The sequence below is a fragment of the Enterobacter sp. BIDMC109 genome (genome assembly GCF_001037885.1).
Lineage (GTDB): Bacteria > Pseudomonadota > Gammaproteobacteria > Enterobacterales > Enterobacteriaceae > Enterobacter > Enterobacter hormaechei_C.
On record NZ_KQ090002.1, the window covers coordinates 584,399 to 607,314 of the forward strand.

At 51.0% G+C, this 22,916-nt stretch carries 15 protein-coding genes and 4 pseudogenes; 13 read left to right on the forward strand and 6 right to left on the reverse strand.

Annotated features, from left to right (window positions below; all coding sequences use genetic code 11):
- The first annotated feature begins 174 nt into the window (after positions 1 to 174).
- From SK62_RS02815 to SK62_RS22625, 5 genes and pseudogenes are all read left to right on the forward strand, one after another.
- The gene (locus tag SK62_RS02815; RefSeq protein ID WP_007897923.1) at positions 175 to 1,422 is read left to right on the forward strand and encodes a tyrosine-type recombinase/integrase; all 1,248 of its coding nucleotides are present in this window, start codon (positions 175 to 177) and stop codon (positions 1,420 to 1,422) included.
- Positions 1,409 to 3,175, forward strand: a complete 1,767-nt coding sequence (locus SK62_RS02820) for a hypothetical protein (RefSeq protein ID WP_007897920.1) — start codon at positions 1,409 to 1,411, stop codon at positions 3,173 to 3,175. Before SK62_RS02815 ends, SK62_RS02820 begins: the two co-directional genes overlap by 14 nt.
- Positions 3,163 to 5,280: a hypothetical protein gene (locus tag SK62_RS02825; RefSeq protein WP_048249285.1), complete on the forward strand. Its 2,118-nt coding sequence runs from the start codon at positions 3,163 to 3,165 to the stop codon at positions 5,278 to 5,280. The genes SK62_RS02820 and SK62_RS02825 overlap by 13 nt, the downstream gene beginning before the upstream one ends.
- Positions 5,281 to 5,283: 3 nt before the next feature.
- A complete protein-coding gene (locus SK62_RS02830; RefSeq protein ID WP_017384060.1) occupies positions 5,284 to 5,712 on the forward strand; it encodes a hypothetical protein in 429 nt (142 codons plus the stop codon).
- A 90-nt stretch (positions 5,713 to 5,802) separates the two neighbouring features.
- Positions 5,803 to 6,491: pseudogene (locus SK62_RS22625) on the forward strand (IS3 family transposase); the annotation flags it as partial.
- A 546-nt stretch (positions 6,492 to 7,037) separates the two neighbouring features.
- Here SK62_RS22625 and SK62_RS02845 read toward each other — a convergent pair.
- Both SK62_RS02845 and SK62_RS02850 read right to left on the reverse strand, forming a co-directional pair.
- Positions 7,038 to 7,346 carry an ArsR/SmtB family transcription factor gene (locus SK62_RS02845; RefSeq protein WP_032415288.1) on the reverse strand — a complete coding sequence of 103 codons (309 nt, stop codon included), beginning with the start codon at positions 7,344 to 7,346 and terminating at the stop codon, positions 7,038 to 7,040.
- Positions 7,347 to 7,441: 95 nt separating this feature from the next.
- Positions 7,442 to 8,566 (reverse strand): alkene reductase, encoded by a 1,125-nt coding sequence (locus tag SK62_RS02850; protein ID WP_023279877.1) that lies wholly within the window; start codon positions 8,564 to 8,566, stop codon positions 7,442 to 7,444.
- Positions 8,567 to 8,826: 260 nt separating this feature from the next.
- Here SK62_RS02850 and SK62_RS02855 point away from each other — a divergent pair, with 260 nt between their 5' ends.
- The 5 genes from SK62_RS02855 (at position 8,827) to SK62_RS02875 (ending at position 13,541) form a co-directional block, all read left to right on the forward strand.
- Positions 8,827 to 9,759, forward strand: a complete 933-nt coding sequence (locus tag SK62_RS02855) for a LysR family transcriptional regulator (RefSeq protein WP_158002126.1) — start codon at positions 8,827 to 8,829, stop codon at positions 9,757 to 9,759.
- A gap of 82 nt (positions 9,760 to 9,841) precedes the next feature.
- On the forward strand, positions 9,842 to 10,717 hold the full coding sequence (locus SK62_RS02860) for an MBL fold metallo-hydrolase (RefSeq protein WP_017384065.1): 876 nt from the start codon (positions 9,842 to 9,844) through the stop codon (positions 10,715 to 10,717).
- A gap of 106 nt (positions 10,718 to 10,823) precedes the next feature.
- On the forward strand, positions 10,824 to 11,675 hold the full coding sequence (locus tag SK62_RS02865; protein WP_023279882.1) for a DMT family transporter: 852 nt from the start codon (positions 10,824 to 10,826) through the stop codon (positions 11,673 to 11,675).
- A 75-nt stretch (positions 11,676 to 11,750) separates the two neighbouring features.
- A complete protein-coding gene (locus SK62_RS02870) occupies positions 11,751 to 12,587 on the forward strand; it encodes a helix-turn-helix transcriptional regulator (RefSeq protein ID WP_023279881.1) in 837 nt (278 codons plus the stop codon).
- 294 nt (positions 12,588 to 12,881) lie between these two features.
- Positions 12,882 to 13,541, forward strand: a complete 660-nt coding sequence (locus tag SK62_RS02875) for an SDR family oxidoreductase (protein ID WP_007897903.1) — start codon at positions 12,882 to 12,884, stop codon at positions 13,539 to 13,541.
- 41 nt (positions 13,542 to 13,582) lie between these two features.
- On the opposite strand, the pseudogene SK62_RS02880 reads toward SK62_RS02875, so the two are convergent.
- Together SK62_RS02880 and SK62_RS21930 are read right to left on the reverse strand one after the other, a co-directional pair.
- Positions 13,583 to 14,179: pseudogene (locus tag SK62_RS02880) on the reverse strand (LysR substrate-binding domain-containing protein); the annotation flags it as partial.
- 447 nt (positions 14,180 to 14,626) lie between these two features.
- Complete coding sequence (locus tag SK62_RS21930) at positions 14,627 to 14,953, reverse strand: four-helix bundle copper-binding protein (RefSeq protein ID WP_022649401.1); 327 nt, start codon at positions 14,951 to 14,953, stop codon at positions 14,627 to 14,629.
- A gap of 431 nt (positions 14,954 to 15,384) precedes the next feature.
- On the opposite strand from SK62_RS21930, the gene SK62_RS02885 reads away from it, so the two are divergent.
- Complete coding sequence (locus SK62_RS02885; RefSeq protein WP_022651297.1) at positions 15,385 to 16,518, forward strand: glutathione-independent formaldehyde dehydrogenase; 1,134 nt, start codon at positions 15,385 to 15,387, stop codon at positions 16,516 to 16,518.
- Positions 16,519 to 17,087: 569 nt separating this feature from the next.
- Positions 17,088 to 17,387: pseudogene (locus SK62_RS02890) on the forward strand (transposase); the annotation flags it as partial.
- 71 nt (positions 17,388 to 17,458) lie between these two features.
- On the opposite strand, the gene SK62_RS02895 reads toward SK62_RS02890, so the two are convergent.
- Complete coding sequence (locus SK62_RS02895) at positions 17,459 to 20,110, reverse strand: excinuclease ABC subunit UvrA (protein ID WP_012561117.1); 2,652 nt, start codon at positions 20,108 to 20,110, stop codon at positions 17,459 to 17,461.
- A gap of 616 nt (positions 20,111 to 20,726) precedes the next feature.
- On the opposite strand from SK62_RS02895, the pseudogene SK62_RS02905 reads away from it, so the two are divergent.
- A pseudogene (locus SK62_RS02905) lies at positions 20,727 to 21,860 on the forward strand (IS3 family transposase).
- Between the two features lie 199 nt (positions 21,861 to 22,059).
- On the opposite strand, the gene fghA reads toward SK62_RS02905, so the two are convergent.
- Positions 22,060 to 22,896, reverse strand: coding sequence for an S-formylglutathione hydrolase (fghA, locus tag SK62_RS02910; RefSeq protein WP_012561110.1), 837 nt, complete (start codon positions 22,894 to 22,896; stop codon positions 22,060 to 22,062).
- Positions 22,897 to 22,916 lie beyond the last annotated feature (20 nt).

Consider the following 22,916-nt stretch of genomic DNA (forward strand, 5'->3'; position numbering starts at 1 on the left):
ATCACGTATGGTCCGGGTAACGTGTTGAGGTCAATGTATTGCATCGTGATGGTGTCGTTACATCTTTTACTTTCCTCCTGATTTGCATATTCACTCCCGGCAACCTGGTTGTTTGTTTTTTCTTCTTCCGGATTTATAGTGTAGGCATGAGGTGGCGTTTCAGGGCGACAGACTGTGAGGATAATCACTAACATTCATGCGCGTTATGGGCGTGTCAGCAAACTGGATGCAACAGAGCCGAAACTGAAATTTGAACCCGGATTTCTGTATGCTGAAATACCTTATATTAGCGGCATCCAGAATCGAAAACTGAGCCGATATGTACACTTTTATCTTATGGATAAAGCTATCCTGCAGGCCAGGGATTTAAAGCCTTTAGCCCGGGCATTTTTACGCTGGATAAGGTGGCTGGAGGATAACGGACTTGACCCTTTCACCCCGGGAACGTTGAAATACCAAAGCCCTACATATGGCTTCAGGGAGTATCTTCTGGGGGCCGTAAGGCAGGGGCGCATCGCCTCATCCACCGCGGCGGTGTACATCAGCGTTATCCGACGGTTTTACGTATTTCTGGGCAAGTGTGGTGAGCTGGCTGCCAGCTCATTTTTTACGTTGGTCGAAAAAGTCGTTGACGGGCGACGCAAGGTGATAAGTTCGGATCTTGCCATCAGGATAACCAGCACAACAAAAAGGACAATCAACCCACTGAATGATGCAGAGGTTCATATCCTGGATGAGGCACTGAAATCTGAGTCCGGGTTGTTCAGTTTAATGATTGTGCTGATGAAAAATTGTGGGTTACGGCTGGATGAAATGCTGACCCTGCCGTCGTCACTCTTTACTGAAGAGTACCTTGCCAGTGTCCCTGTATCTGAGTTGACCATCAGGGGGCTTCATATTGGTCCGAGATGCGGAGTTCATACGAAGTTTGGGATGACGCGAGAACTCTTCATCACCAGACGATTGTACGAGCAGGTTCTGGATTATCTGGCGGATGAGGAGTATGAAAAGAAGATCCAAAAATGGCGTGCACGACAGGGTGGGGAAGGGCGGCACGAGCCTTTATTTTTAATGGCAAACGGGAAACGGATGTCTGAAAAAGCCTTTTACTCCCGCTGGTACAGTTTTCGCCATCGCCTGGCCCGGTCTGCTCCGGGAAATGTGTTCAGACATAAACCCCATGATTTGCGGGCAACGTTTGCGACCCATTTTTTACGCTCGGCACTGAGTTGCTATCCCGATCAGGCCGCAAATGCGCTGGGTACAGTAAAATACTGGATGGGCCATAAAAGCGAAAATACGACGATGAAATACATCGTCTTTCTTCAGCAAAACCAGATTTCTGATGCAGTCGCCGGGGTCATGGACGCATTGATTGACGGTGCTGCAGGTCGCGATGGAGCCATATATGAGCCGGAGTGAAACGCAGATAACGTGGATGGCCGAAAATGTGCTGTCATGGGAGACGGTCAGCGGACACATCACTCAGCGGGATCTGAACCGATATTATTTACTTGACGTTTATCTTCAGGCTCATTTTTCAGATTATGTGTTGCTCCCCGGATGGTTTAGTGAACATTCGCATCTTGCCCGCCCTGAAAAACGCGATTTTATTGCCTCTCTGAAACGATTTCTTCTGTCTTACCGTCCCGCCGGAAGGTTAACCATTTTCCGTTATCTCAATATGTTTTTTATATGGCAGTCAGTCAATCAGTATGACTATGGCACGGCTGAAGGCGTTGAAATGTATATTAAACATCTCATGAACGATATTCGTCGGCGAAAAATTTCAGTCAGGATGGCAAGACACTACTTGTCCGTGGTCAACCGGTTTTTGCTTACGGGCGGGCAGATTCAGAGGCGGTATGAATATGAATTCTTACCGAAAGGAACGTATCAGCAGCAGGGAAGGGATAGCTATACCAGGAATGAACTTTCCGAGATCCTGAGGCAGTTGTCATCCATGAATGAGTTCCTTGCGGGATGTATCCGGGAGCATATCGCTAAATCGGAAAAAGGGGTGCGGCATTTCTCACCGTCTTTGCTGGCACCTGTTTATGAAGCGTATTTCCGGTATCCGGGAGAGAACGGGGTCAGCAGGGCAGAGATCATCATCAGGGACGTTCTGGAAAATTACTTTCTTACTTCTTTTTTTCTGTTCTGTTACCACACATGGGGAAACACCTCTCAGGTTCTGGGTCTGACGCGGGATGATATACATCTGGATGAAAAGGGTATCAGCACTGATTATGTTTATAAGGGGAGAGCGAATAAGTATATACGTCTGACGATAGGTAAATCGGAGTATGTGACCAAACGTGCGGGCTATTACTGGTTTCTGTCTTTTATCAGGCTCAGGGACGACATCGTTAACTATCTGGTTTCCGCAGATAACTTCCCTCCGGTACAGGCGCTGTTTCTGAGTGAGCCGCAGGTGAAATTCCGTAAGCTTTATTCTCTTAATCCCAGTCATCTGACTAAATTTTCTAACTCTGAGGGGGCGTGGGCCACGATGCGGCAGCTTAATCCCTCGCTTCCATCAATTACCGTTTCTGGCTTGCGCAAAACGTCTGAGCAGTATACGGACAGAACATTAAAGAATGGTCTGATTACGGCGGAAAAAGCACAGCATAACTGGGGCACTTACAGGCGGAATTATGCTGCAGGTAACCCACAGGGGGCGAAGGAAAACTTCAGTGCTGCACTTGATACGCTTATGAATCAGGGGATTGCGACACGTGCGTTATCCGAGCGGGTAAAAGTTGCTGATGAGCTGGGGATCGATCTGCGTGGAAGCGATGAGGGTGTGGATCTTTTATTGAATGGCCTGGGATGTCGATCGCAGGAGCCGCCTACAGATATTGAATTGCGCTTTATAAAAAAGCAAAAACGATTTGGCCGGACACCAAAGGCTTGTGCGGATTTTTCTCATTGTGTCGAATGTTCAAAAAGTTGCGTTGTGGAAACGCTGGAGTCTGTATGGCTCCTGCTGTCATTCAGGCATGCTATCGAGTATGGAAAACCGTTGTACATCGGTTCGGTCAATGCTGTGGAGCGTTATGAAACGTTACTCCTGAAGATTGATTTACGGCTTGGGCTGGTAGATGAGGCGACCCTGAAAAAAGCGCGCGTTAAACTTCAGCGAGAAGGTGTGGCTCCGGTATGGCAGATTTGAAGAAAAAAGAGGTAAGCCGTAGTCGAATGGCGGAGTTTCCTGTCGGAACGCCGCTTCGTTCAGGGGATGAGTTTCCGACTGAGGATATCATCTGTGAGGCACTAGAAAACAAAAGCTTTGAACGTCTGAATAACTGCCTGGTTATCGCCAGCTCAGATGAACATGATATGCGTTTTATCAATGAGGAGACGCTGAATATTTATTTCAGGGATGATGTCTGGACCAATCGCTATGTCAGAACCCATATTGGTGAAACGTTAAGAACCGTTAATTTTTCAGGCATACGGGATCCTGAACTGCGTCTTGAAGCCAAAATCATCTCAGCCAGCCTGCTCTGGATTGTCGGCAGGACCGCGAAGACGCAGTCCCTGATCCGGAAATGTGCAAACATTGTGGCGGGAGCCCGTATTATTGAGTCTATGGGGTATCGCAGTCTGTTTCAGCTTCGTTTTCCGCTTGTCCGGAATGCTTTCATTGTAAAGATGAAGGAGGAGGATGAGCACGGCAGGAAGCGTTCTGAAAGAACATTACGTAATTACTTTATGGACCTGGCGGATATCTCGCTGACAGGTCATACCCGTCTTCGAAAATACGGTTACTTTCCTGATATTAGCTTCGACAGTTACAACAGTGTGGATGATTCAAACCAGACATATTGTATGCCTTTCAGTCTTATGATGTCTGTCTGGGAAGGGCTGATTACTGAACTGGATGCTGAAATCAGTGATTTCGATTTTGACGGGTTTTCCCGGCTGTGCGCTATCATAAACGGTTTTTATGATTCGCCTTACTATACGTCGATGCTGGAAGCCCGTAAAAGAGGGACAGCAAAAAGCATACCGGATTACCGGGCCGCGTATTACTACAATATTGTTGCCGGGGAAATTCGGGCGCTTTTCGCGACACTTGGCCCCGGGATGCAGGGCTGGTTCTCGGTACATAAAAATAAGCGCTGGAGATCTGATTTTATTGGCGTTGATCACATAAAGCTGAACACCTGGCATTTTGAGCTGACGTTAAAAGTCATGAATGTGATACAGGCCATGTCGGGGATGAGACACAGCGAAGTGCTTGGCGTGATGCACGGTTCACTGATTTATGATGGTGATATCCTGGGACTTCGTTCGGTGTTGCATAAGTTCGCCCCGGAAGGTGGAAGTCACGAAGACTGGGTTGTTTGTCGCTATGTGGAAAAGCCTTTTCAGCATTTACGCAGAATTAATCAAATCATGACAGGCCTGGACGGGAAGACGCTGGACAATGTTCCATTGTCTTTAAATATCAGGTCGTGGTTCTCGGAGCAAAAACTCTCTTTTATGGGGACGCAGCGCCAGACTGAGTGGGCAAAGAAATTTGTGAAAAGACACCATCTGTTCATCCGACGTGACCATATTGATGAGTTCAGGCTTTTAAATCCAAACATACGTGATGATGAACGCGTTGCGATGGAGATTCGGGAGGGGGCTTTCTGGCCATTGCGAACCCATCAGTTTCGCCGTTCACTTGCTGTACACCTCAGGCGTCTTGATCTGATTTCTACTAATGATCTTATCCGGCAGTTTAAGCACTTAATCAGAGGCATGACGGAGTGGTATATGTCCGGTGCACTCAACGCTTCGCATTTTAGCCGGGCGATCCCTCAGGCATTCGCTGCCGAGATTGAGAGGGTTGATACCGAACTCTCAGCTTCCAGGGCTGTTTCTTATCAGCATGAAGGCCTGCTTTATGGCGAAGGCGGGAAGTTACTGATGTCCCAGAGAGGTGGGCACTTACATCAGATGACGTTTCCTACACTGAAAAAAGCGATGAGCATGGCTAAACGAGGCGGGCAAAAACTGGTATCTCTTGGAAACGGTTTTTATTGCATGAATGGCCATGACTGCGAGTTTAAGGCGGTTGTTCAGTCAGCGTCCTGCAATCCGGGATGTGAGAACATGCTGGCCGGAGCTGATTCTGTTCCCGTGTGGAAACGCAGGATGGCTCATTATGACAACCTTCTGGAGATTGCCGTGCGAAATAATGCTCCTCAGGCTGACAGGGATTTTCTGATGCTTGAGAGAGATTTTTATGCAGATGCTGTCCGTTTTTTTGAAAAGGATGAATAGAGCATGACGAACGAACAGTCGGGGGTTAAAAAAACACAGGCAAGAGCAGAGCAGGCCCTGAGGGAACTGATGTTATCAGGGGAGCGTATCAGCCAGTATGCTGTGGAAAAACGAGCGGGGCTGGCAAACGGCACCCTGAATTATAACTGTCCTGAGTACAGGCAGGTCAGGGAGGCTATCCGCAGTCTGAAAAAAACGTGCCAGGGCACCGCGCCGGTTGATGAGCAGGGCATTGAGCAGCAGATCAAGCTGAAAGAAAAGTATCGCCGTCAGAGAAATGAGCTGAGGGAAGAAATCAAAAAGATGATGGCTGAAAATGTAGAGCTGTTACATAACCTTATACTTTTACAGCAGTATGTCAGGGAGCTTGAACGCAACACCGGGAGGGAGAAAGGGGACGTCATTCCGTTCTCGGGTGGTGTCAGGGACTGAGGCTATACTGAACGGAAGGACGCGAGGTGAATCGCCACAGGTTTAACAGACACCTCAGAGTCATTTAAGATGACTTAAAGAGAGGTGCCCATGAGCGGTAAGCGTTATCCTGAAGAGTTTAAAATTGAAGCAGTCAAACAGGTTGTTGATCGCGGTTATTCTGTTGCCAGCGTTGCAACGCGTCTCGATATCACCACCCACAGCCTTTACGCCTGGATAAAGAACTACGGTCCGGATTCTTCCACTAATAAAGAACAGTCAGATGCTCAGGCCGAGATCCGCCGTCTTCAGAAAGAGCTGAAGCGGGTTACCGACGAACGGGACATATTAAAAAAAGCCGCGGCGTACTTCGCAAAGCTGTCCGACTGAGGTACGCCTTTATTCGTGACAACACCTATTGCTGGCCTGTTCGCCTGCTCTGTCGGGTGCTGGATGAACATCCCAGTGGTTTTTACGCCTGGCTTCAGCAGCCGCATTCACAACGCCATCAGGCAGACCTGAGACTGACAGGACAGATTAAACAGTTCTGGCTGGAATCGGGATGCGTCTATGGTTATCGCAAAATCCATCTGGATCTGCGGGACAGCGGGCAACAGTGCGGAGTGAACAGAGTCTGGCGACTGATGAAACGTGTCGGGATAAAGGCTCAGGTCGGATACCGGAGCCCGAGGGCATGTAAAGGCGAGGCCAGTATCGTGTCGCCCAACAAGCTCCAGCGACAGTTCAATCCGGATGCTCCGGATGAGCGTTGGGTAATCACAGCGTGGTTTCCTCAAACCCTCGCTGTGAATTAACTGAAATACTTCATTGAAGCTGTAACCAAACAGTTAACTGAAAGAATGAGCCCGCAGAGCATTGCACAGCGATGACACCATTTGTTGAGCTTCACCGTTTTCGCATACAACCGTCCGGAATTTGGAAAAGCACTGTCTTTTTGTACTGACCGATCATGATTAAGTGACACCTCTTCGAAAAAGAGAGCGCGATGAGCGATTAATATATGGCTCGAAAGACAATTATGTTGGGCTTTTATGACCGCTGTCAGAGGTATTATCTTACCCGGACGGCAACAGGGTCGGAATGTCATCAGCGGCACTGTAACAAGCTATCCGCCATCTTAAATATCTGCAGGTCCTTGCACCGAGTATGCACACCAACCGACAGAGTGATTTGACCCAAACTGGTGGATATTTTGCAAAACTATTAGCCTCTTATGACCGGTCTGCAGCCTGATATTGAGGAATTAGTGCGCTTTCATGGAATGCCTGCCGGGATCGCAAGTACGAACCCCCGGTACTGTTACACTGAATGTGCTCAGTCCTGTATCAGATTGTATTTTTCAGCAACTCAAGAACAACCCTTATTTTATCATTGTCACGTTTGTAGTACGTCCAGGGACCGATGCGCTGAGAAGTAACAAGTTGTGCCCGTTGAAGAGCTGAGAGGTAAAGAGAAACGGTAGACTGTGAGAGCCCGACCTTTTCCTGAATGATACTGACACACACACCGAACTCGTCCGCATCAGCATAAGGCTGATGGAAGTGTATTTTCGGTTCCTTGAGCATATGCAGAATTTTTCTTCTAACAGGGTTTCCCAGCGCCTTAATCACGTCATTCAAATCAATATCAGGCATAAACTCTGTCACTTGTCGCATTGAGGAATTGCAATGTTACGATACTTCTCTACGTTAAGCATCAGCTTTTGAAAAGCTGATGCTCATAAGAATGGTTAGCCAAAGGCGGGATAATCTGTGTAGCCTTTTGCCGTTCCACCATACATGGTTGTTGGATCGACCGGATTCAGTGGCCATTCATGATAAAGGCGCTGCGGTAAATCCGGATTAGCTATGAACGGGCGGCCAAATCCGATAATGTCTCCCCAGCCAGCACCGATAATCCGTTCGGCTTTTTCTTGCGTATATCGCCCGGCATACATAATTACACCGCTGAATAACTTACGGACTTCAGCTCTGAATGCTTCAGGCAATTCGGGAGCATCATCCCAGTCGGCTTCAGCAAGAGAAATATAGGCTATTCCGATTTCTTCAAGAATTTTAACGGCTTCGGTATAGGTTTCATGGGGATCATCTTCCACCAGGCCAAGATAGACCCTTACTTCATCCGTGGTCTGAAAGAGCGGAGCAAAACGGACTCCCACACGGTCTTTACCGACCACATCAGCGACAGCCTGCGTCACTTCGCGCAGAAACCGCAGCCGGTTATGTAATGAGCCACCATATTCATCCTCTCTTTTGTTGCTATGGGATGACATGAACTGGTTAACCAGGTATCCATTTGCACAGTGAATTTCCACACCGTCAAAACCGGCATCAAGGGCGTTCTGAGCTGCCCCGGCGTACATCCTGACAATCTCACTAATTTCCTCTTTTTCCAGTGCGCGGGGGCAGGAAGCGGTAGCCAGCGCACCCTCTCCCGGCCCGGTTTCGATGAATACCTTAACGTTTTCCCCTGCCGGTATCGCCGACGGAGCGACAGGCGAGGCGTTACATGGCTGCAGGGAGTTATGGGATACTCTTCCGACATGCCAGAGCTGGGCAAAAATGATGCCTTCTTTTTCATGCACTGCCCGCGTCACTTTCTTCCAGCCTTCCACTTGCCGTGAGCTGTAGATCCCCGGGGTCCACGCATAACCCTGCCCACGAGGTTCGATTTGTGTTCCTTCGGTCACCATAAACCCGGCACTGCTGCGCTGTGCGTAATATTCAGCCATCAGTTCGTTCGGAATATCACCCGGTTGTGAGCTCCGTGAGCGGGTTAAAGGCGGAAGTACAACACGATTCTTCAGGGTGTAGGGACCTAGTCTGGTGGGAGAGAACAGGTTTTTCGTCTTCATTACATATCCTGATATAGCGAATTTTCAATATCACTGAAACGCCATGTCTCAGCATTTACGACCTGGCATGTCGTCGTTCGGCCGATGTAGCCGCAGAACCACGACACTTTATTCCACATATTGAGATTTACCAATATCTAGATTTATAAAAATTATGATCGGATGAGCGGAACGGGGGGGTTGCCTGATGGCTCACAGAATCGGCATCATGAACCTAAATGGTTCTGATAATGTTATCGGAGATCCTGAACGGGAACGGTATGCGTCACGATTTTAATGACTATGTTGCATTCATGGCAGTAGCACAGGAGTGCAGTTTTTCACGGGCTGCTGTCCGCCTCGGGATCTCGGCATCCACGCTTTCACACACGATACGTCGTCTCGAGGAGCGCGTTGGCATGCCGTTACTTATGCGTACAACCAGGCGGGTGGCTGTCACCGAAGCCGGTAAACAATTATTACTGACGCTTGAACCCGGTCTTGCGCGCATTGAAGCGGGCGTGACAGCTCTTCAGAGACTGCGCCATACACCGGCTGGGCTGGTCAGACTTACGGTATCAGATCACATGATTCATGAATGTCTCTGGCCACGATTGTCACCGTTACTAAAAAAATATTCGGATATCAAGGTGGAAATGTCGCAGCAGAACGGTTTTGTCGACATTGTTGAGGGCAATTTTGATGCCGGAGTCCGAATTGGTGATGACATATTAAAGGATATGGTGGCCGTCCGAATCGCACCGGACATACGGTTTGTCGTCATTGGATCGTCCACCTATCTTGCAGAAAGAGGTCTGCCGCTACATCCCTCTCAGCTGGAAAAACATGACTGCATCAATATACGTCTGTCACCCACAGGCCCGCTGTATGGCTGGGAATTTGTCAGGCAGGGGGAGATTGTGAAAAAAGTGGACGGGCAGCTTACTTTTTCAAGCATTTATCCAATGCTTCAGGCAGTAAAAGATGGCTACGGCCTGGCCTACCTGCCGGAGTCTTCTGCCCTGGCGGGGATTGAGGCGGGACACTATTGTCGGGTGCTTGAGGACTGGTCAGAGGCTTTTCCCGCCGACATGATAATTCCAATAATGTCCATTACAGGCTCCGGTAAAGATAATACCGACACCTTACATGAGAAAGGCAAAAGCAATATAACCTGCTGTGCTCCGGATTTTAAGAATGAGCGGTTTACGTAGCAGGATGAGCAGTTCGAACCAGAAATTTCGTTACTATTGCTAAAGTAAAACCTGATGACCTCTAATCGTAACGGAGACCAATATGACTTCACAACTGAACTGGCAGGCCCCGGCTATCAATCGCAAAAAAGTAGGTGACATGACTGTGACCATGCTGAGTGATGGCTATCTGGACGTATCTTTTGAGCTGCTGTCTGGTATTGACGGCTCACGTGCCGAGGATTTACTGCAGAAGCGCGGTGTGCCAGCAGTACCCCGTATTAATATCAACGTCTACGTTATCCAGACGCCTGAGCGAACCATCCTGATTGACAGTGGTGCCGGAGGTATCAATGGCTGGGGCGGTCGGCTTCAGGTAGCCCTGGCCGCGGCAGGCATTGACCCGCTTCAGATTGATACCCTTCTCCTGACTCACGCGCATCCTGACCATATCGGCGGGCTTGCAGGCCCCCTGCAGACTCCCGTTTTCCGCAATGTTCAGCAGTTGTTTGTGCATGAGAAAGAACTCGCTTTCTGGCGTGATGAAACCATTTCCGCTGGCGCGCCTGACGCATTCAAGCCGTTCTTTGAAGTAGCAAGGAACGCCTTCAGCGCTTATGACGACAAACTGGTGCCATTCCGCGAGGAAGCGATTTTACCAGGTATTCAGACTGTACCGCTGTTCGGCCATACACCAGGACATACCGGTTATCTGCTGGGTGATGAAAAAGAGTCGCTGCTCATCTGGGGTGATATTGTTCACTTCCCGCACATTCAGGTTGCTCAGCCTGACGTTACTATCGCGTTCGACAGCGATCCTGCGGCGGCGGCGGCCATCCGTAGCAAAGTGCTTGACCGCGCAGCGAGCGATAACCTGGCTGTCAGTGGTATGCACTTCAACCTGCCTACTACCGGTAAGGTTATCCGTGAAGGTAACAGCTTCGCACTGAATTACGACCTGTGGTCACCCGCAGTCTGATCACCTTCCTTCCCGGTGCACACAATAGTGACCGGGAAGATCCCCTTTCATATCGCCCGACAAGAACCCACCTGCAATACTATGAATATCACTGCCTCACAAAAAAATGGCTCATTACTCTTGCGCCCTGGCTTTTTGTATTCCTCTGGAGTCAGGGTTTGTCGCAGCCAAATTTACCGTGCAGTACAGCGCGCCGTTTCATCTTTTATTCCTGCGTGGCGCATTTTCCTGTCTGGTCCTTCTGCTGCTTACACTGGGGTTCAGGGCCCGTTTTCCGTCCGGCAGAGGAATGGTTCGCAACCTGATTGTCGGACTTTTCCTGCAGAGCTTCTTTCTGGGCGGATGCTTTTATGCCATCCATCGTGGCATGCCGTCAGGCATTGTGGCGCTCATCACCGGCCTGCAGCCGGTACTGACTGCAATACTGGTTTCACTCATGCACCGTCAGTCCCTGCATCCCCGGAAATGGCTGGGTATTGCGATTGGCTTTGCGGGCGTTTTCCTGGTGCTCTCGCCAGGCCAGCATAGTTTTGCACTGGATCCTGTGGCTTTTGGGTCGGTCATGCTGGGGTTATTTGGCGTAACGATCGGAGCGCTTTATCAGCGCCGTGCTCAGGGAGATGGACATATCTTTGCGAACACGTTTTTACAGTACGTCACTTTGACAATATCGATGGGTGCAATTAGCCTGATGTTCGAATCTGCTCCGACGCAGTGGAGCTTATCATTTGCGCTGGGTCTGGGCTGGCTGGTTATTGGCGTATCGGTTCTGGCGATTATGTTGCTGATTTTTATGATACGAAGCGGTGAAGCAACCAAAGTCGCTACTTACTTTTACCTGGTTCCCATTCTCACGGCAGCTGAAGCGTGGTTGCTGTTTGGAGAGGCCATTACATTGCCCATGCTTGTGGGTATGGCAATAACTATAATCGGCCTGATTTTTGTCATCCGGGAATAGACAACCGCACGCGTCGCTGTATGCTTTTGTATATGGCGACGTATAATAGCGGTCAAAGTCAAATTCCGGATGAATATGCAAACAGTCAGCTTTTCCGATTCTCCCGTTGATGATCTCCTCGCTGAGCTTCTTACCCTGGCACGCTCCCGTTTTCCACTTCCCTGCGATTGCCTTCGCGCAGAACAGACGCATCAGGTAAAGAAGTTCGAGGTGGAAGGTGCGACCCTTTCCTTCCCGCTGGAAGGAGAATTCCGGTATCGTGAAAATGAGAAATGGCACCGGGTGATCCCGGGCGAGATTATGGTCGTCCCGAATGCCCGTAGCATCGATATAGAATATGCCCCTTCAGAACAAAGTGGTGAGTTTGTTGCCCTGAGCGTGGTGCTCGCGGAGGAACAGCTTGAAGCAGCCAGGCTGTTACTTGCCGCACCACCACCACAGGACACCGGCAGCATCGCAGCCATTTCCGTATCAGCTCTTCTTTCACCCCTTAACCGCTGGACAGCCGCAATGCGGGAAGGGAAGCGTCCGCTTTCCCTGCACGCCATGGTTGAAGTGGTGCTCTGGCTTTATGGCATGGGATACCATGCTTTGCTGCGAGCCCGGCAGCCAAGTCTGGCCATGAAAATCCGTCAGATGGTAGCGGACAAACCGGCTCATCCCTGGAGTGCTGCTGAAATTGAAGATCTGACGGGACTCAGTGGCCCCACGCTTCGGCGCCACCTGGCCAGTGAGTCAACCAGCTTACGCTCAGTTATCGCCGATGCACGTATCGCGGAGGCTCTCCGCCTGCTGATGACATCGACGCTGCCGGTAAAAACGGTCGCGGGGCGGGTGGGTTACAATTCACTATCGAGCTTCAGCAAGCAGTTTTCTGAACGCTATGGAATCGAACCTTCAGGGTTCCGCTGACTTCAGTTCGTTCAAGGTACACATTGCGTCCCTCGCACTTCAGTAACTTGCGTGGATCTTTCGAATATAACGGAAGATATTGGCCGGCATTGCGTGTAACCGGTTCAGGAGTTCTCATCGTGACGGGAGAGCTAAATCGGTACGGCTGTTGTTCTCAGCTATAAGAACAACTGAGTATCTGACCAGCTGTCTGGTGCTGGCAGCAGCATGCAGTGCAATCGGTCAGGCTCAAAGGAACTGACCTGATGTCAGGTTATAATTTCGGACACATCATAACCCCAGAAGGAGACAACTGTGGTTCATGTTTTCATTATCGGTGGTGCAGGCAAAATCGGCCAGCGTCTGTGCAGGATCCTTTCAGGTAGGGGGCATGCTGTTCGTGCCCTCTACCGTAAGCCAGAGCAGCAGGCATTGCTAGGCGAGCTGGGTGCTGAGCCCGTCAGTGGGAGCCTGACAGAGCTGGATGCAGCTGCGCTGGCGATGCACTTTGCAGGTAGTGATACAGTGGTGTTTACTGCCGGTGCCGGCGGTAAGGGGGGACAGGAGATGACCAATGCGGTCGACGGCGAAGGGCTGAAAAAGTCGGTAGCTGCCGCCCTCAGTGCCGGTGTGTCTCGCTTTCTGCTCGTTTCTGCATTCCCGGAGTCCGCACGGGGAGAAACCACTTCTGAATCATTCGAAAATTATATGCGTGTTAAAAAAATGGCCGATGTGGAACTAGCACAAAGCGAGCTTGACTGGGTGATCCTGCGCCCCGGCGCGCTGCAGGATAAGACTGGTACGGGTTATGTACGTGCCGGCCTGGCCATCCCGTATGGTAACGTGCCCCGTGATGACGTGGCGGCTACGCTGGCTGAACTCATTGAGCAACCTGCCGTCAGCCGCGTCATCATTGAGCTGACGTCTGGCGATGCTCCTGTCCGTGAAGCCATACAGAAGCTGGCGGGCCGATAAAAGGCAGCGCACGTACCAGCAGGCTGCAGGCCCCCAGGCGTTTACAATAAACTTTCCAGCCAGTCGGTAAACGCCCGTACTTTTCGGGAGAGATGGCGGTGCGGATACAGAAGTTACAGTTTGCGATTCGGGGACGTATTATCTGGCAGAACCTCTACCAACAGCCCGCGATCGAGATAAGGCTGCAAAAAAATATTCATGCCCTGTAGTATTCCCAGCCCCGCCAGGCCTGCTGCAATGTAGGCTTCTGAGTTATCCACGACAAGCCTGCCTGGAAGTTCAATTTCGGTGGAGCCCTCTGACGTCCCGAATGTCCAGGGCATAACTTGTCTGTTGCTGCTGTTAATCCAGTTGACGGCCTGATGCTGCTGCAACTCGTCCATTGTTTCCGGGGTGCCGTGTTGATCAAGATACGCAGGACTGGCGCAGGTCGTCATTTTAACGGTTCCCACCTCCTTTGCGATATAGTCGCCATCGTCCAGCTCCCCCACCCTCAGTATGCAGTCCAGGCCATCATGCAGCATATTCCGTCGGCGGTCTGAGCTGCTCAGGATAATTTCAATTCCGGGATGCTGGCGATAAAAATCAGGCAGGTTGGGTATAACAAGTAAAGCCGCAAACGCGACAGGCATATCTATGAGCGAATAGCGGGCGTCAAAATGATAGCGACAGGAAAGTTCTGCCATATTAAACATAACAACCCTTGGGCGCACCGCCGCAGGCGCCCTCAGCACGTTTCTGCGGCCTCCCGCCTGTTTCCGGCACCTTTCAAACGCCCCTGATGATTTCTGCGCGTCTGCATGGCTATGCAGTGAGATCTGCTCTCCACCGATTAGTGCATGCAGATTTTGGAAACGTCCAATTCTGGCACGAAGCGGTCACCCCGGCGGGGTGCAGTCCGCTGTCAGCGAAAACGGACATTGAGCCAATCAAATAATCTGTGCCAGAATTTGTCATTGAGGCTAGTACTTTCGAGTAGATCTATTTCCCGCCCGTACTCTTAAACTCATCTATCTCATCCTTCTACGACTTATTACCGGGAATATAAAACCCCGCCGAAGCGGGTTTGGTAATTTGAGTTTTTCTCAGGCGGCCATCTTTCTGCATTGTTCGGCGCAGTGATGACAAGCGCTTGAGCAATCCTGACAATGGTCATGTTCATGCTTTCCACACTCGTCACCGCACTTCTGACAAACATCAGCGCAAAGACGGCAAAGATCCTGGGCAGACCCGCTATTTAGTGTCATGAATTGAGCTGCAAGACGGCAGATATTTGCACACTGCATATCCAGTTTTATGCACTCGCGCATCATCTCCAGATTCTCTTCGTCGAGACACGAAGCCGCACAGTTATCACATGCCGTTGCACATAGATAACAGGCTTCGATGCATTTTTTGTATTCGTCTAACATAATTTCTCCTTAGCTAAGGTTACGTATTAAGCATGGAAGAGATAACTGATTATTCAAATTTTGAATTAGTTAATTACCTTTTCAGCATTTCATATCATTGATTCAAAGTGCATCTCTAGGGTTACCTAATTCACCTATGTCTACTTCTGGCACAATGCAGAAATGAGATAGATTTACTTTATCCGCTTCTCGCTCAAAGCTGTCCGTAATCCCTTGCCTGCTTAAAAAAACCGGATTAACGTGTGATGTTTTTACGTTTTCCAGGCAGCCTTCATCGGTAAGTACCTGTCTTACAGACTTCAATGCACTTAGTTAAGAAACATCCTAATCGTCCTTTCGCCGATCGCGAGATCTGTTATGGCAGCTAAACTCGATTGATACCCCAATCCGCGGGGCAGCATTTCCTTTCCGCACGCAAGAAGGAGAAGATCATGAAAGCAGTAATTTACAACGGTCCTTATGATGTAAAAGTAAAAGACGTACCGGATGCGAAAATTGTCCGCCCCACGGATGTACTCGTCCGCATCACCACCACCAACATTTGTGGGTCGGACTTGCACATGTATGAGGGCCGGACCAGCTTTGAACAGGGACGGATTCTGGGTCACGAAAACCTGGGTGAAGTGGTCGAAATTGGCTCAGGCGTTGAACGTATTAAGGTGGGCGACTATGTTTGTCTGCCGTTTAACGTGGGATGTGGTTTTTGCGAAAACTGTGAAAAAGGTCTGACCGGCTTTTGTCTCACTACCAATCCGGGTACGGCAGGCGCAGCTTATGGTTTTGCTGAAATGGGTCCCTGGGAGGGAGGTCAGGCGGAACTGCTTCGGGTGCCATTTGCCGACTTTAACTGCCTTGTTCTTCCCCCTGATGCGGCAGAAAAAGAAGATGATTATGTGATGCTCTCTGACATTTTTCCTACCGGCTGGCATGCAACAGAACTTGCCGGATTGAAGCCTGGTGAAAGCGTGGCCATTTATGGCGCGGGGCCGGTCGGTTTGATGGCAGCTCATTCGGCGATCATTAAAGGTGCTTCACAGGTGTTTGTGGTTGATACGCACACAGACCGGTTGGCTCTGGCTGAAAAAATGGGGGCGACGGGCATCAATGCTACTGGCGATGAAGCTGTACAAAAAATTCTCGACCTGACGGATGGACGCGGTACGGATTGTGGCTGCGAATGTGTTGGCTATCAGTGCTGTAACAAACATGGCCATGAAGATAACTCTGTTACCATGAACAGTCTTGTTGCGTCGACGAAAGCAACCGGGGGAATTGGTGTGGTTGGCGTCTTTATTCCTCAGGATCCGGGGGCTGAATCGGAGCTTGCCAGAGAGGGTAAGATGCCATTTGATTTTGGGAGTTTCTGGTTTAAAGGACAGGCAATCCGTACCGGCCAGGCGAACGTTAAGGCCTATAACCGTCAGCTGTCTCGCCTCATCCATCACGATAAAGCCAGTCCGGGCAAAATAATTTCTCATCGTCTTTCGCTTGAAGAGGCTCCTGCCGGATATAAGCACTTCGATGAGCGGGATGAAGGATGGACGAAGGTTATCCTTAAGCCTTAAATAGAGTTATCCGGTATGAGAAAGCAAAAACCGGGAAAGAATGTATGACTTTTGACAGGGTGCAATAAAATATCCTGTCAGGGCGTTATTATTCATACTTTCAGCTGCCAGGCGCTTCCATATCCAGACTTGTTCCCTGATTTTGCCGACGAGATAGCAAAATTAATACATTCAGGAGGAGGCATCTGCGGTTGATCTGTTCCGTATTTATTAACGCCCTGTGCTGTAAGTATTGTCTGCCTCTACCACATAGCAGACATGTGCGCAGGAACGGTCCGCTATGAGCGAAAAGCGGACTTCCGGTCCTTGCGCAAACTCCCGTTCCGAGAAGTTGCAGTTCACAAATCACCTGTTAAAGAAGGTATGGTAGCCCACAGCATTAATTTTGCTTCCATCTTCAGTCAGACTGGCCGGTACCGGCTTCCGATAAGTTTCGTCGGCTGAGGCCCGCTAAAGTAGAGAGGTCAAAAAATAACCTTGACGTACAATAATTTTCGATATCCAAACTGACCCCTAATTAGGTGGACACCTGATGACTGACTTAAAATTTCTATCACGCCAGCGTTACACATCCGCAGTCGCATCTTGCGGGGTTCAGCGGGGTGTTGCAGGCGGACGTGCACGTGCGGACGCCCTCTGACACCACGACCGAAGCGCTGTGCCGTATCGGCGAGCTGTATGGCATCGAGGCGGGCATCCGGGGCAAAAGCGCGGCGGAACGGCTGGCCATTCGGCAGGAAAAAGCGGTACCGCTGCTGACCGCGCTGGAGGGCTGGCTGCGTGAAAAGCAGAAAACGCTGTCACGGCACTCGGAGCTGTCGAAGGCGTTCGCGTACGCGCTGAACCAGTGGGATGCGCTGAAATTATACCTGCGGGAGATTACTGATACAGAACACGCCGGGAATGTGCCGCCATTGACGCAATGACGACACAGCCCTTTTTAACCGTTCCGTGAGAGTTCCCTGGCAATATACTGTGCGGTACGGCTTTCTTTGACCTGCGATACCTGTTCGGGAGTTCCTGCGGCAACCAGGCGTCCTCCCTCATGTCCCGCTCCAGGACCGATGTCGATAACCTGGTCTGCCTGAGTAACCGCCCGCATATCGTGTTCAATCATTATCACCGTATTTTCTGCATCAACAAGCCGCTGCAGCTGCACAAGGAGGCGGTCGGCGTCTGAAGCATGCAGGCCGGTTGTCGGTTCATCTAGGATATACAACGTGTGGCCACGTTGGCTACGTTGTAGTTCGGTTGCCAGCTTGATCCTTTGCGCCTCCCCTCCGGATAACTCGGTTGCTGGTTGTCCCAGACGCAGGTAGCCCAGACCAATTTCACTCAGCAGACGGAGGGGACGAGCCACTGGTTCTTCAGTCGCAAAGAACTGACTGGCTTCATCCACCGTCATATGCAGGACCTCCGCGATATTTTTGTCCTGCCAGCAGATCCTGAGAGTATCCCGGTTATACCGCGCGCCATGGCAGGTCGGGCACGGTGCATACACGCTCGGCATAAACAACAGCTCCACGCTGACGAATCCTTCACCTTCACAGGTTGCACAGCGGCCTTTTGCCACATTGAAAGAGAATTGACCCGCATCGTAATGATGGAGTTTGGCGTCAGTCGTTCCGGCAAAGAGCTTACGAACAGGATCAAACAACCCGGTATATGTCGCCAGGTTTGAACGGGGGGTCCTGCCTATCGGTTTCTGGTCAACCTGAACCAGACGCTTTACCAGTCCGGTATCACCGGTCAGGGTACCGTACGTTTTCTCCGTTACGGATGGCCCCTCAGCGTCGCTGGCTTCGGAAAGCACGTCTTCTGGCTCACCGCCAAGTGAAGAAAGCACCAGTTCCGGTAAGGCCTGGGCAATCAGACTGGATTTACCGGAGCCAGAGACTCCCGTCACGGCTGTCAGCACACCCAGAGGAATATCAACATCGATCCACTTAAGATTGTGGCGATGGATCCCCTGCAGTTTCAGCCACCCGGATGGGATACGGGCAAAAGATTGTGGTGGCCGGACTTCATCAAATAAATAACGCGCGGTACGAGATTGGGTGACGGCTTTCAGATCTTCAGGAATACCACTGTAGAGAACATGTCCTCCCTGTTCACCAGCCGACGGTCCCACATCAACAAGCCATTGCGCCCGTCGCATCAGGTTAAGATCATGTTCAACGACAAACACCGAGTTGCCGGCATCACGAAGGTTCTCAAGCGCATCGTAAAGCGCTTTACTGTCTGAGGGGTGCAGACCCGCAGACGGTTCATCAAGAACATAGACCACACCAAACAGCATCGAACTGAGTTGCGTGGCAAGACGCAGTCGCTGAAGCTCTCCTGCAGATAGAGTTGGGGTTGCTCTGTCCAGCGTAAGATAACCCAGCCCCAGCTTCTGCAACTGATACAACCGGGCCATGACACCACCGGTCAGCCGTTGTGCCGCCAGTCGTTTCTCTTCCGATAACGCCGATGTCCGGCAGACATCGGCGTTATCGGAATGGACCGCTTTTCCGGATGCAGCACGCTCTGTCAGATCCCGACGGGTGATATCCCTGTCGGCATCTGCGCCGGCGTGGTGGGCACTGAAATCCCCCCGGGAGATTGGAAGGAGCAATTCCGCCAGCTGGTCTAAGGGCATCTGCATAAATTCACCAATGTCCACACCGGCAAAGGTGACGGACAATGATTCTGACTTCAGTCTTTTCCCGTGACAGACCGGACACAGCTTGCCTTCCATAAAACGGGAGACTCGTTTTCTCATCAACGCGCTTTGCGTGCTGGCGAAGGTATGTAGCACATAACGACGTGCCCCGGTGAAGGTCCCCATATAACCCGGCGTCATTTTTTTCCTGACGGCTTCGCGCGTATCTTCCGGACTCAGTCCCGGGAAAACCGGTACAGTGGGGGTGTCTTCGGTAAAAAGGATCCACTGACGGTCTTCCGCTGGCAGATTTTTCCAGGGAGTGTCGATGTCATACCCCAGCGTCACCAGAATATCCCGCAGATTCTGTCCGTGCCAGGCCGGGGGCCAGGAAGCAATAGCCTTTTCACGGATACTAAGTGAGGGATCGGGCACCATCAGTGTTTCAGTTACCTCATAGATATGGCCCAGACCATGGCAAGAAGGGCATGCCCCCTGCGGCGTGTTGGGAGAAAAATCCTCGGCATACAGCATCGGTTGTCCGGCAGGATAAGCGCCCGCCCGTGAGTACATCATTCGCACCAGACTGGATAAGGTGGTCACGCTGCCGACAGAGGAGCGCGCGTTACTGGCACCGCGTTGTTGCTGAAGCGCAACGGCTGGCGGCAGTCCGTCAATGGCATCCACATCCGGAACCCCGACCTGATCAATGAGGCGACGAGCGTAGGGGGCAACCGATTCAAAGTAGCGCCGTTGCGCCTCAGCATAAATGGTGCCAAAGGCCAGTGAAGACTTACCCGAGCCTGACACACCCGAAAAAACAACCAATGCGTTGCGCGGAATGGAAACATCCACCTCTTTAAGGTTGTTCTCGCGAGCACCGCGAATCACAACTGAATTGTTGTCGTCAGTCAGGATGGGATGATAACCGAAAAGTTTCTTTGCCATAGAATTTCCTGTGCTAGGTGTGTCCGCTCTTAATAAGGCCACCTCTTGTGACGGTATCTGGTGTGCCGGACCGCTCGATCAGAAAGCCCGTCGAAAAAAGCGTTTGTGTGACTGGAAACAGATTGCTGAAGCTGGGCCCGGTGGTACCATGTGGGACACCGCTGAAGTTTCAGCGGTACCCTGCGGATCCGCCTTCTGTATGAGAACTGGCTGGCGGCGTACCCGGGACCGGAGATTTGGCTCCCGTGATAATGCGGGCTCCCCGGTACGCGACGCTGTGGTTCCAGACCCAGCTGATGGCGACACTCAGGCGGTTTCGGGTACCAATTAAAAAATACAGATGAATAATGCACGTGATTTCATATGTCATTTCCTTTCATTACAGTTTTAGACCCCATCAGACATCTGCCTGGCAGAGTTAACGGAGATAGGAGCGGACTATCGAAATGGTGTCGTCGATTGACCTCTTCTGCGACTCATTTCGTTTGCCCGTATCGGGGAATTCCTCCCGAAGATAGCTTTCCAGAACAACCGCCATCAGGTCGTTAACGGCTCCCTGGACTGACCCCGCCCCGGTAGACGATCCTGCCCTATAGTTTGAGTATAGGAGGAGCGTATGGGCACACCACGATTTACACCTGAATTTAAGGAAGAAGCCGTCCGTCAGATAACGGAACGCGGTTATTCCGTCGCCTAAGTATCTGAGCGTCTGGGCGTCTCTGCACACCGCCTCTACAAGTGGCTACGGGCTATCAAACCTGATAACAGCGAGCAGCATGCCCGGGATTTACTGGAAGCTAAAAGCGAGATCCTGAAACTCCGGGCGCAGCTAAAACGCACCGAAGAAGAACGGGATATCCTGAAAAAGGCCGCGCGGTACTTTGCAAAGGAGCCCGACTGAAGTACCGCTTTATCAATGAGCACCGAACTGTATGGGGTGTGATGACGATGTGTCGGGTACTGAATGTCGCCCGGGCCGGGTTCTATGCGTGGCTGCATAACCCTGTCTCGGCGCGTGATAAAGATAACCAGCGCCTGCTGATGCTTATCCGCGACTCATATTCCCTGAGCGGAGGCGTATACGGTTACCGGCGGGTTCATGGCGATCTGAACGAAATCGGGGAAACCTGTGGTAGAAACCGGGTGGGTCGGATCATGCAACTGGACCGGATTAAAGCTGTGCGCGGCTATAAAGCGCCACGTCGTATCGCTGGCAGGCCTTCAGTCGTTGCTCCTAATCTCGTGCAGCGGCAGTTCACCGTTGTCCGGGCCACCCAGGTCTGGGTCACCGATATTACTTATATCCGCACCTGGCAGGGCTGGCTGTATCTGGCGGTGGTTATCGATCTCTTCGCCCGTAATGTGGTCGGCTGGTCGATGAAACCCACTCTCTCACGCGAACTGGCGCTCGACGCGCTGATGATGGCGGTCTGGCGCCGAAAACCAGACAGCGAGGTTATCGTACATAGCGATCAGGGCAGCCAGTACGGCAGTGACGACTGGCAGCGCTTCTACCGGGCCAATAACCTGGCGCCGAGCATGAGCCGGCGTGGCAACTGCTGGGATAATGCGGTGGCCGAATCGTTCTTCAGTTCGCTGAAAAAAGAACGGATCAGAAAACGCATATATAAAACCAGGGATCTGGCCCGGGCGGATCTTCGATTACATTGAAGTCTTCTATAACCGGTCCCGGCGCCACAGCCACCTCGGCGACGTCAGTCCGGAGGCCTTCGAACAGGCCTCGTCGTGAGGACAGGATTTGTCTACAGGCGTGGGGTCAGTCCAAACTATAGGGCAGGATCGTCTACCGGGGCGGGGTCAGTCCATCAACGGCTCGGAAGTGTCTAGATTATCCGTGGCGATTCAGTTACAGTACATCTCAGGTCTGCAGGGTTCAGGCCCTGTTCAGGCCTGAAAATTAAGCACATTTTCTGAGGCTGGAAATCAACTCATGCTGACAGCCTGAGCCTGTTGGCATGGTAAGCAATGTGCTCACCAATAAAGCTGGAAATGAAATAATAGCTGTGGTCGTATCCAGTATGATATCGGAACGACGCATTGAGGTTCATCTCATTGCATACTCTCTCAAGGATTTTGGTGCGCAGTTGCTCTTCATAAAAGGCGTCACTCAGCCCCTGATCAATGAAGATTTCTGGTAATTTTTCACCCTGTAAAATGAGGCTGACTGGATCGTAGGCTTCCCACGTTTTTCTGTTTTCACCCAGGTAAGCGCTAAATGCCTGTTGCCCCCATGGCACCTGAGAAGGCGATACTATCGGGGAAAATGCTGATACGCTCACATATTCACCAGGATTTCGCAGAGCCAGCACCAGAGCACCCAGCCCTCCCATAGAATGACCGGATATAGATTTTCTTGCCGTTGCAGGAAAATGATTCATGACGACATCCGGAAGCTCTCTGAGAATATAGTCATACATCCTGTAATGAACATTCCACGGCTGTTCCGTCGCGTTCAGATAAAAACCGGCCCCCTGGCCAAGATCGTAACTGTCGGCATCCGGGACATTATTACCCCGGGGACTGGTATCCGGGACAACAACGATGACGTTATGCCGGGCTGCATAATGCTGCATACCTGATTTGGTGATGAAATTCTGCTCAGTACAGGTCAGGCCCGACAACCAGTATAGTACCGGCAGTTTTTCTGTTACTGCTTTGGGAGGAAGATACACACCGAAATTCATTTCACAATTAAGGGATTGTGAATAATGCCGGTACACGTTTTGCCAGCCGCCAGAGCTGGCATGCTGCTCAATGAGTTCCATCAGCCGTTATCTCATGGTTA

What these genes read in the sequence shown, in the direction of transcription:
- SK62_RS02820 (WP_007897920.1), top strand. Translation starts at nt 1,409, where the DNA reads ATGAGCCGGAGTGAAACGCAGATAACGTGGATGGCCGAAAATGTGCTG.
- SK62_RS02885 (WP_022651297.1), top strand. Translation starts at nt 15,385, where the DNA reads ATGAAAGCAGTAATTTACAACGGTCCTTATGATGTAAAAGTAAAAGAC.
- SK62_RS02845 (WP_032415288.1), bottom strand. Translation starts at nt 7,346, where the DNA reads ATGCCTGATATTGATTTGAATGACGTGATTAAGGCGCTGGGAAACCCT.
- SK62_RS02830 (WP_017384060.1), top strand. Translation starts at nt 5,284, where the DNA reads ATGACGAACGAACAGTCGGGGGTTAAAAAAACACAGGCAAGAGCAGAG.
- SK62_RS02855 (WP_158002126.1), top strand. Translation starts at nt 8,827, where the DNA reads ATGCGTCACGATTTTAATGACTATGTTGCATTCATGGCAGTAGCACAG.
- SK62_RS02870 (WP_023279881.1), top strand. Translation starts at nt 11,751, where the DNA reads ATGCAAACAGTCAGCTTTTCCGATTCTCCCGTTGATGATCTCCTCGCT.
- SK62_RS02825 (WP_048249285.1), top strand. Translation starts at nt 3,163, where the DNA reads ATGGCAGATTTGAAGAAAAAAGAGGTAAGCCGTAGTCGAATGGCGGAG.
- SK62_RS02850 (WP_023279877.1), bottom strand. Translation starts at nt 8,566, where the DNA reads ATGAAGACGAAAAACCTGTTCTCTCCCACCAGACTAGGTCCCTACACC.
- SK62_RS02895 (WP_012561117.1), bottom strand. Translation starts at nt 20,110, where the DNA reads ATGGCAAAGAAACTTTTCGGTTATCATCCCATCCTGACTGACGACAAC.
- fghA (WP_012561110.1), bottom strand. Translation starts at nt 22,896, where the DNA reads ATGGAACTCATTGAGCAGCATGCCAGCTCTGGCGGCTGGCAAAACGTG.
- SK62_RS21930 (WP_022649401.1), bottom strand. Translation starts at nt 14,953, where the DNA reads ATGTTAGACGAATACAAAAAATGCATCGAAGCCTGTTATCTATGTGCA.
- SK62_RS02865 (WP_023279882.1), top strand. Translation starts at nt 10,824, where the DNA reads ATGGCTCATTACTCTTGCGCCCTGGCTTTTTGTATTCCTCTGGAGTCA.
- SK62_RS02860 (WP_017384065.1), top strand. Translation starts at nt 9,842, where the DNA reads ATGACTTCACAACTGAACTGGCAGGCCCCGGCTATCAATCGCAAAAAA.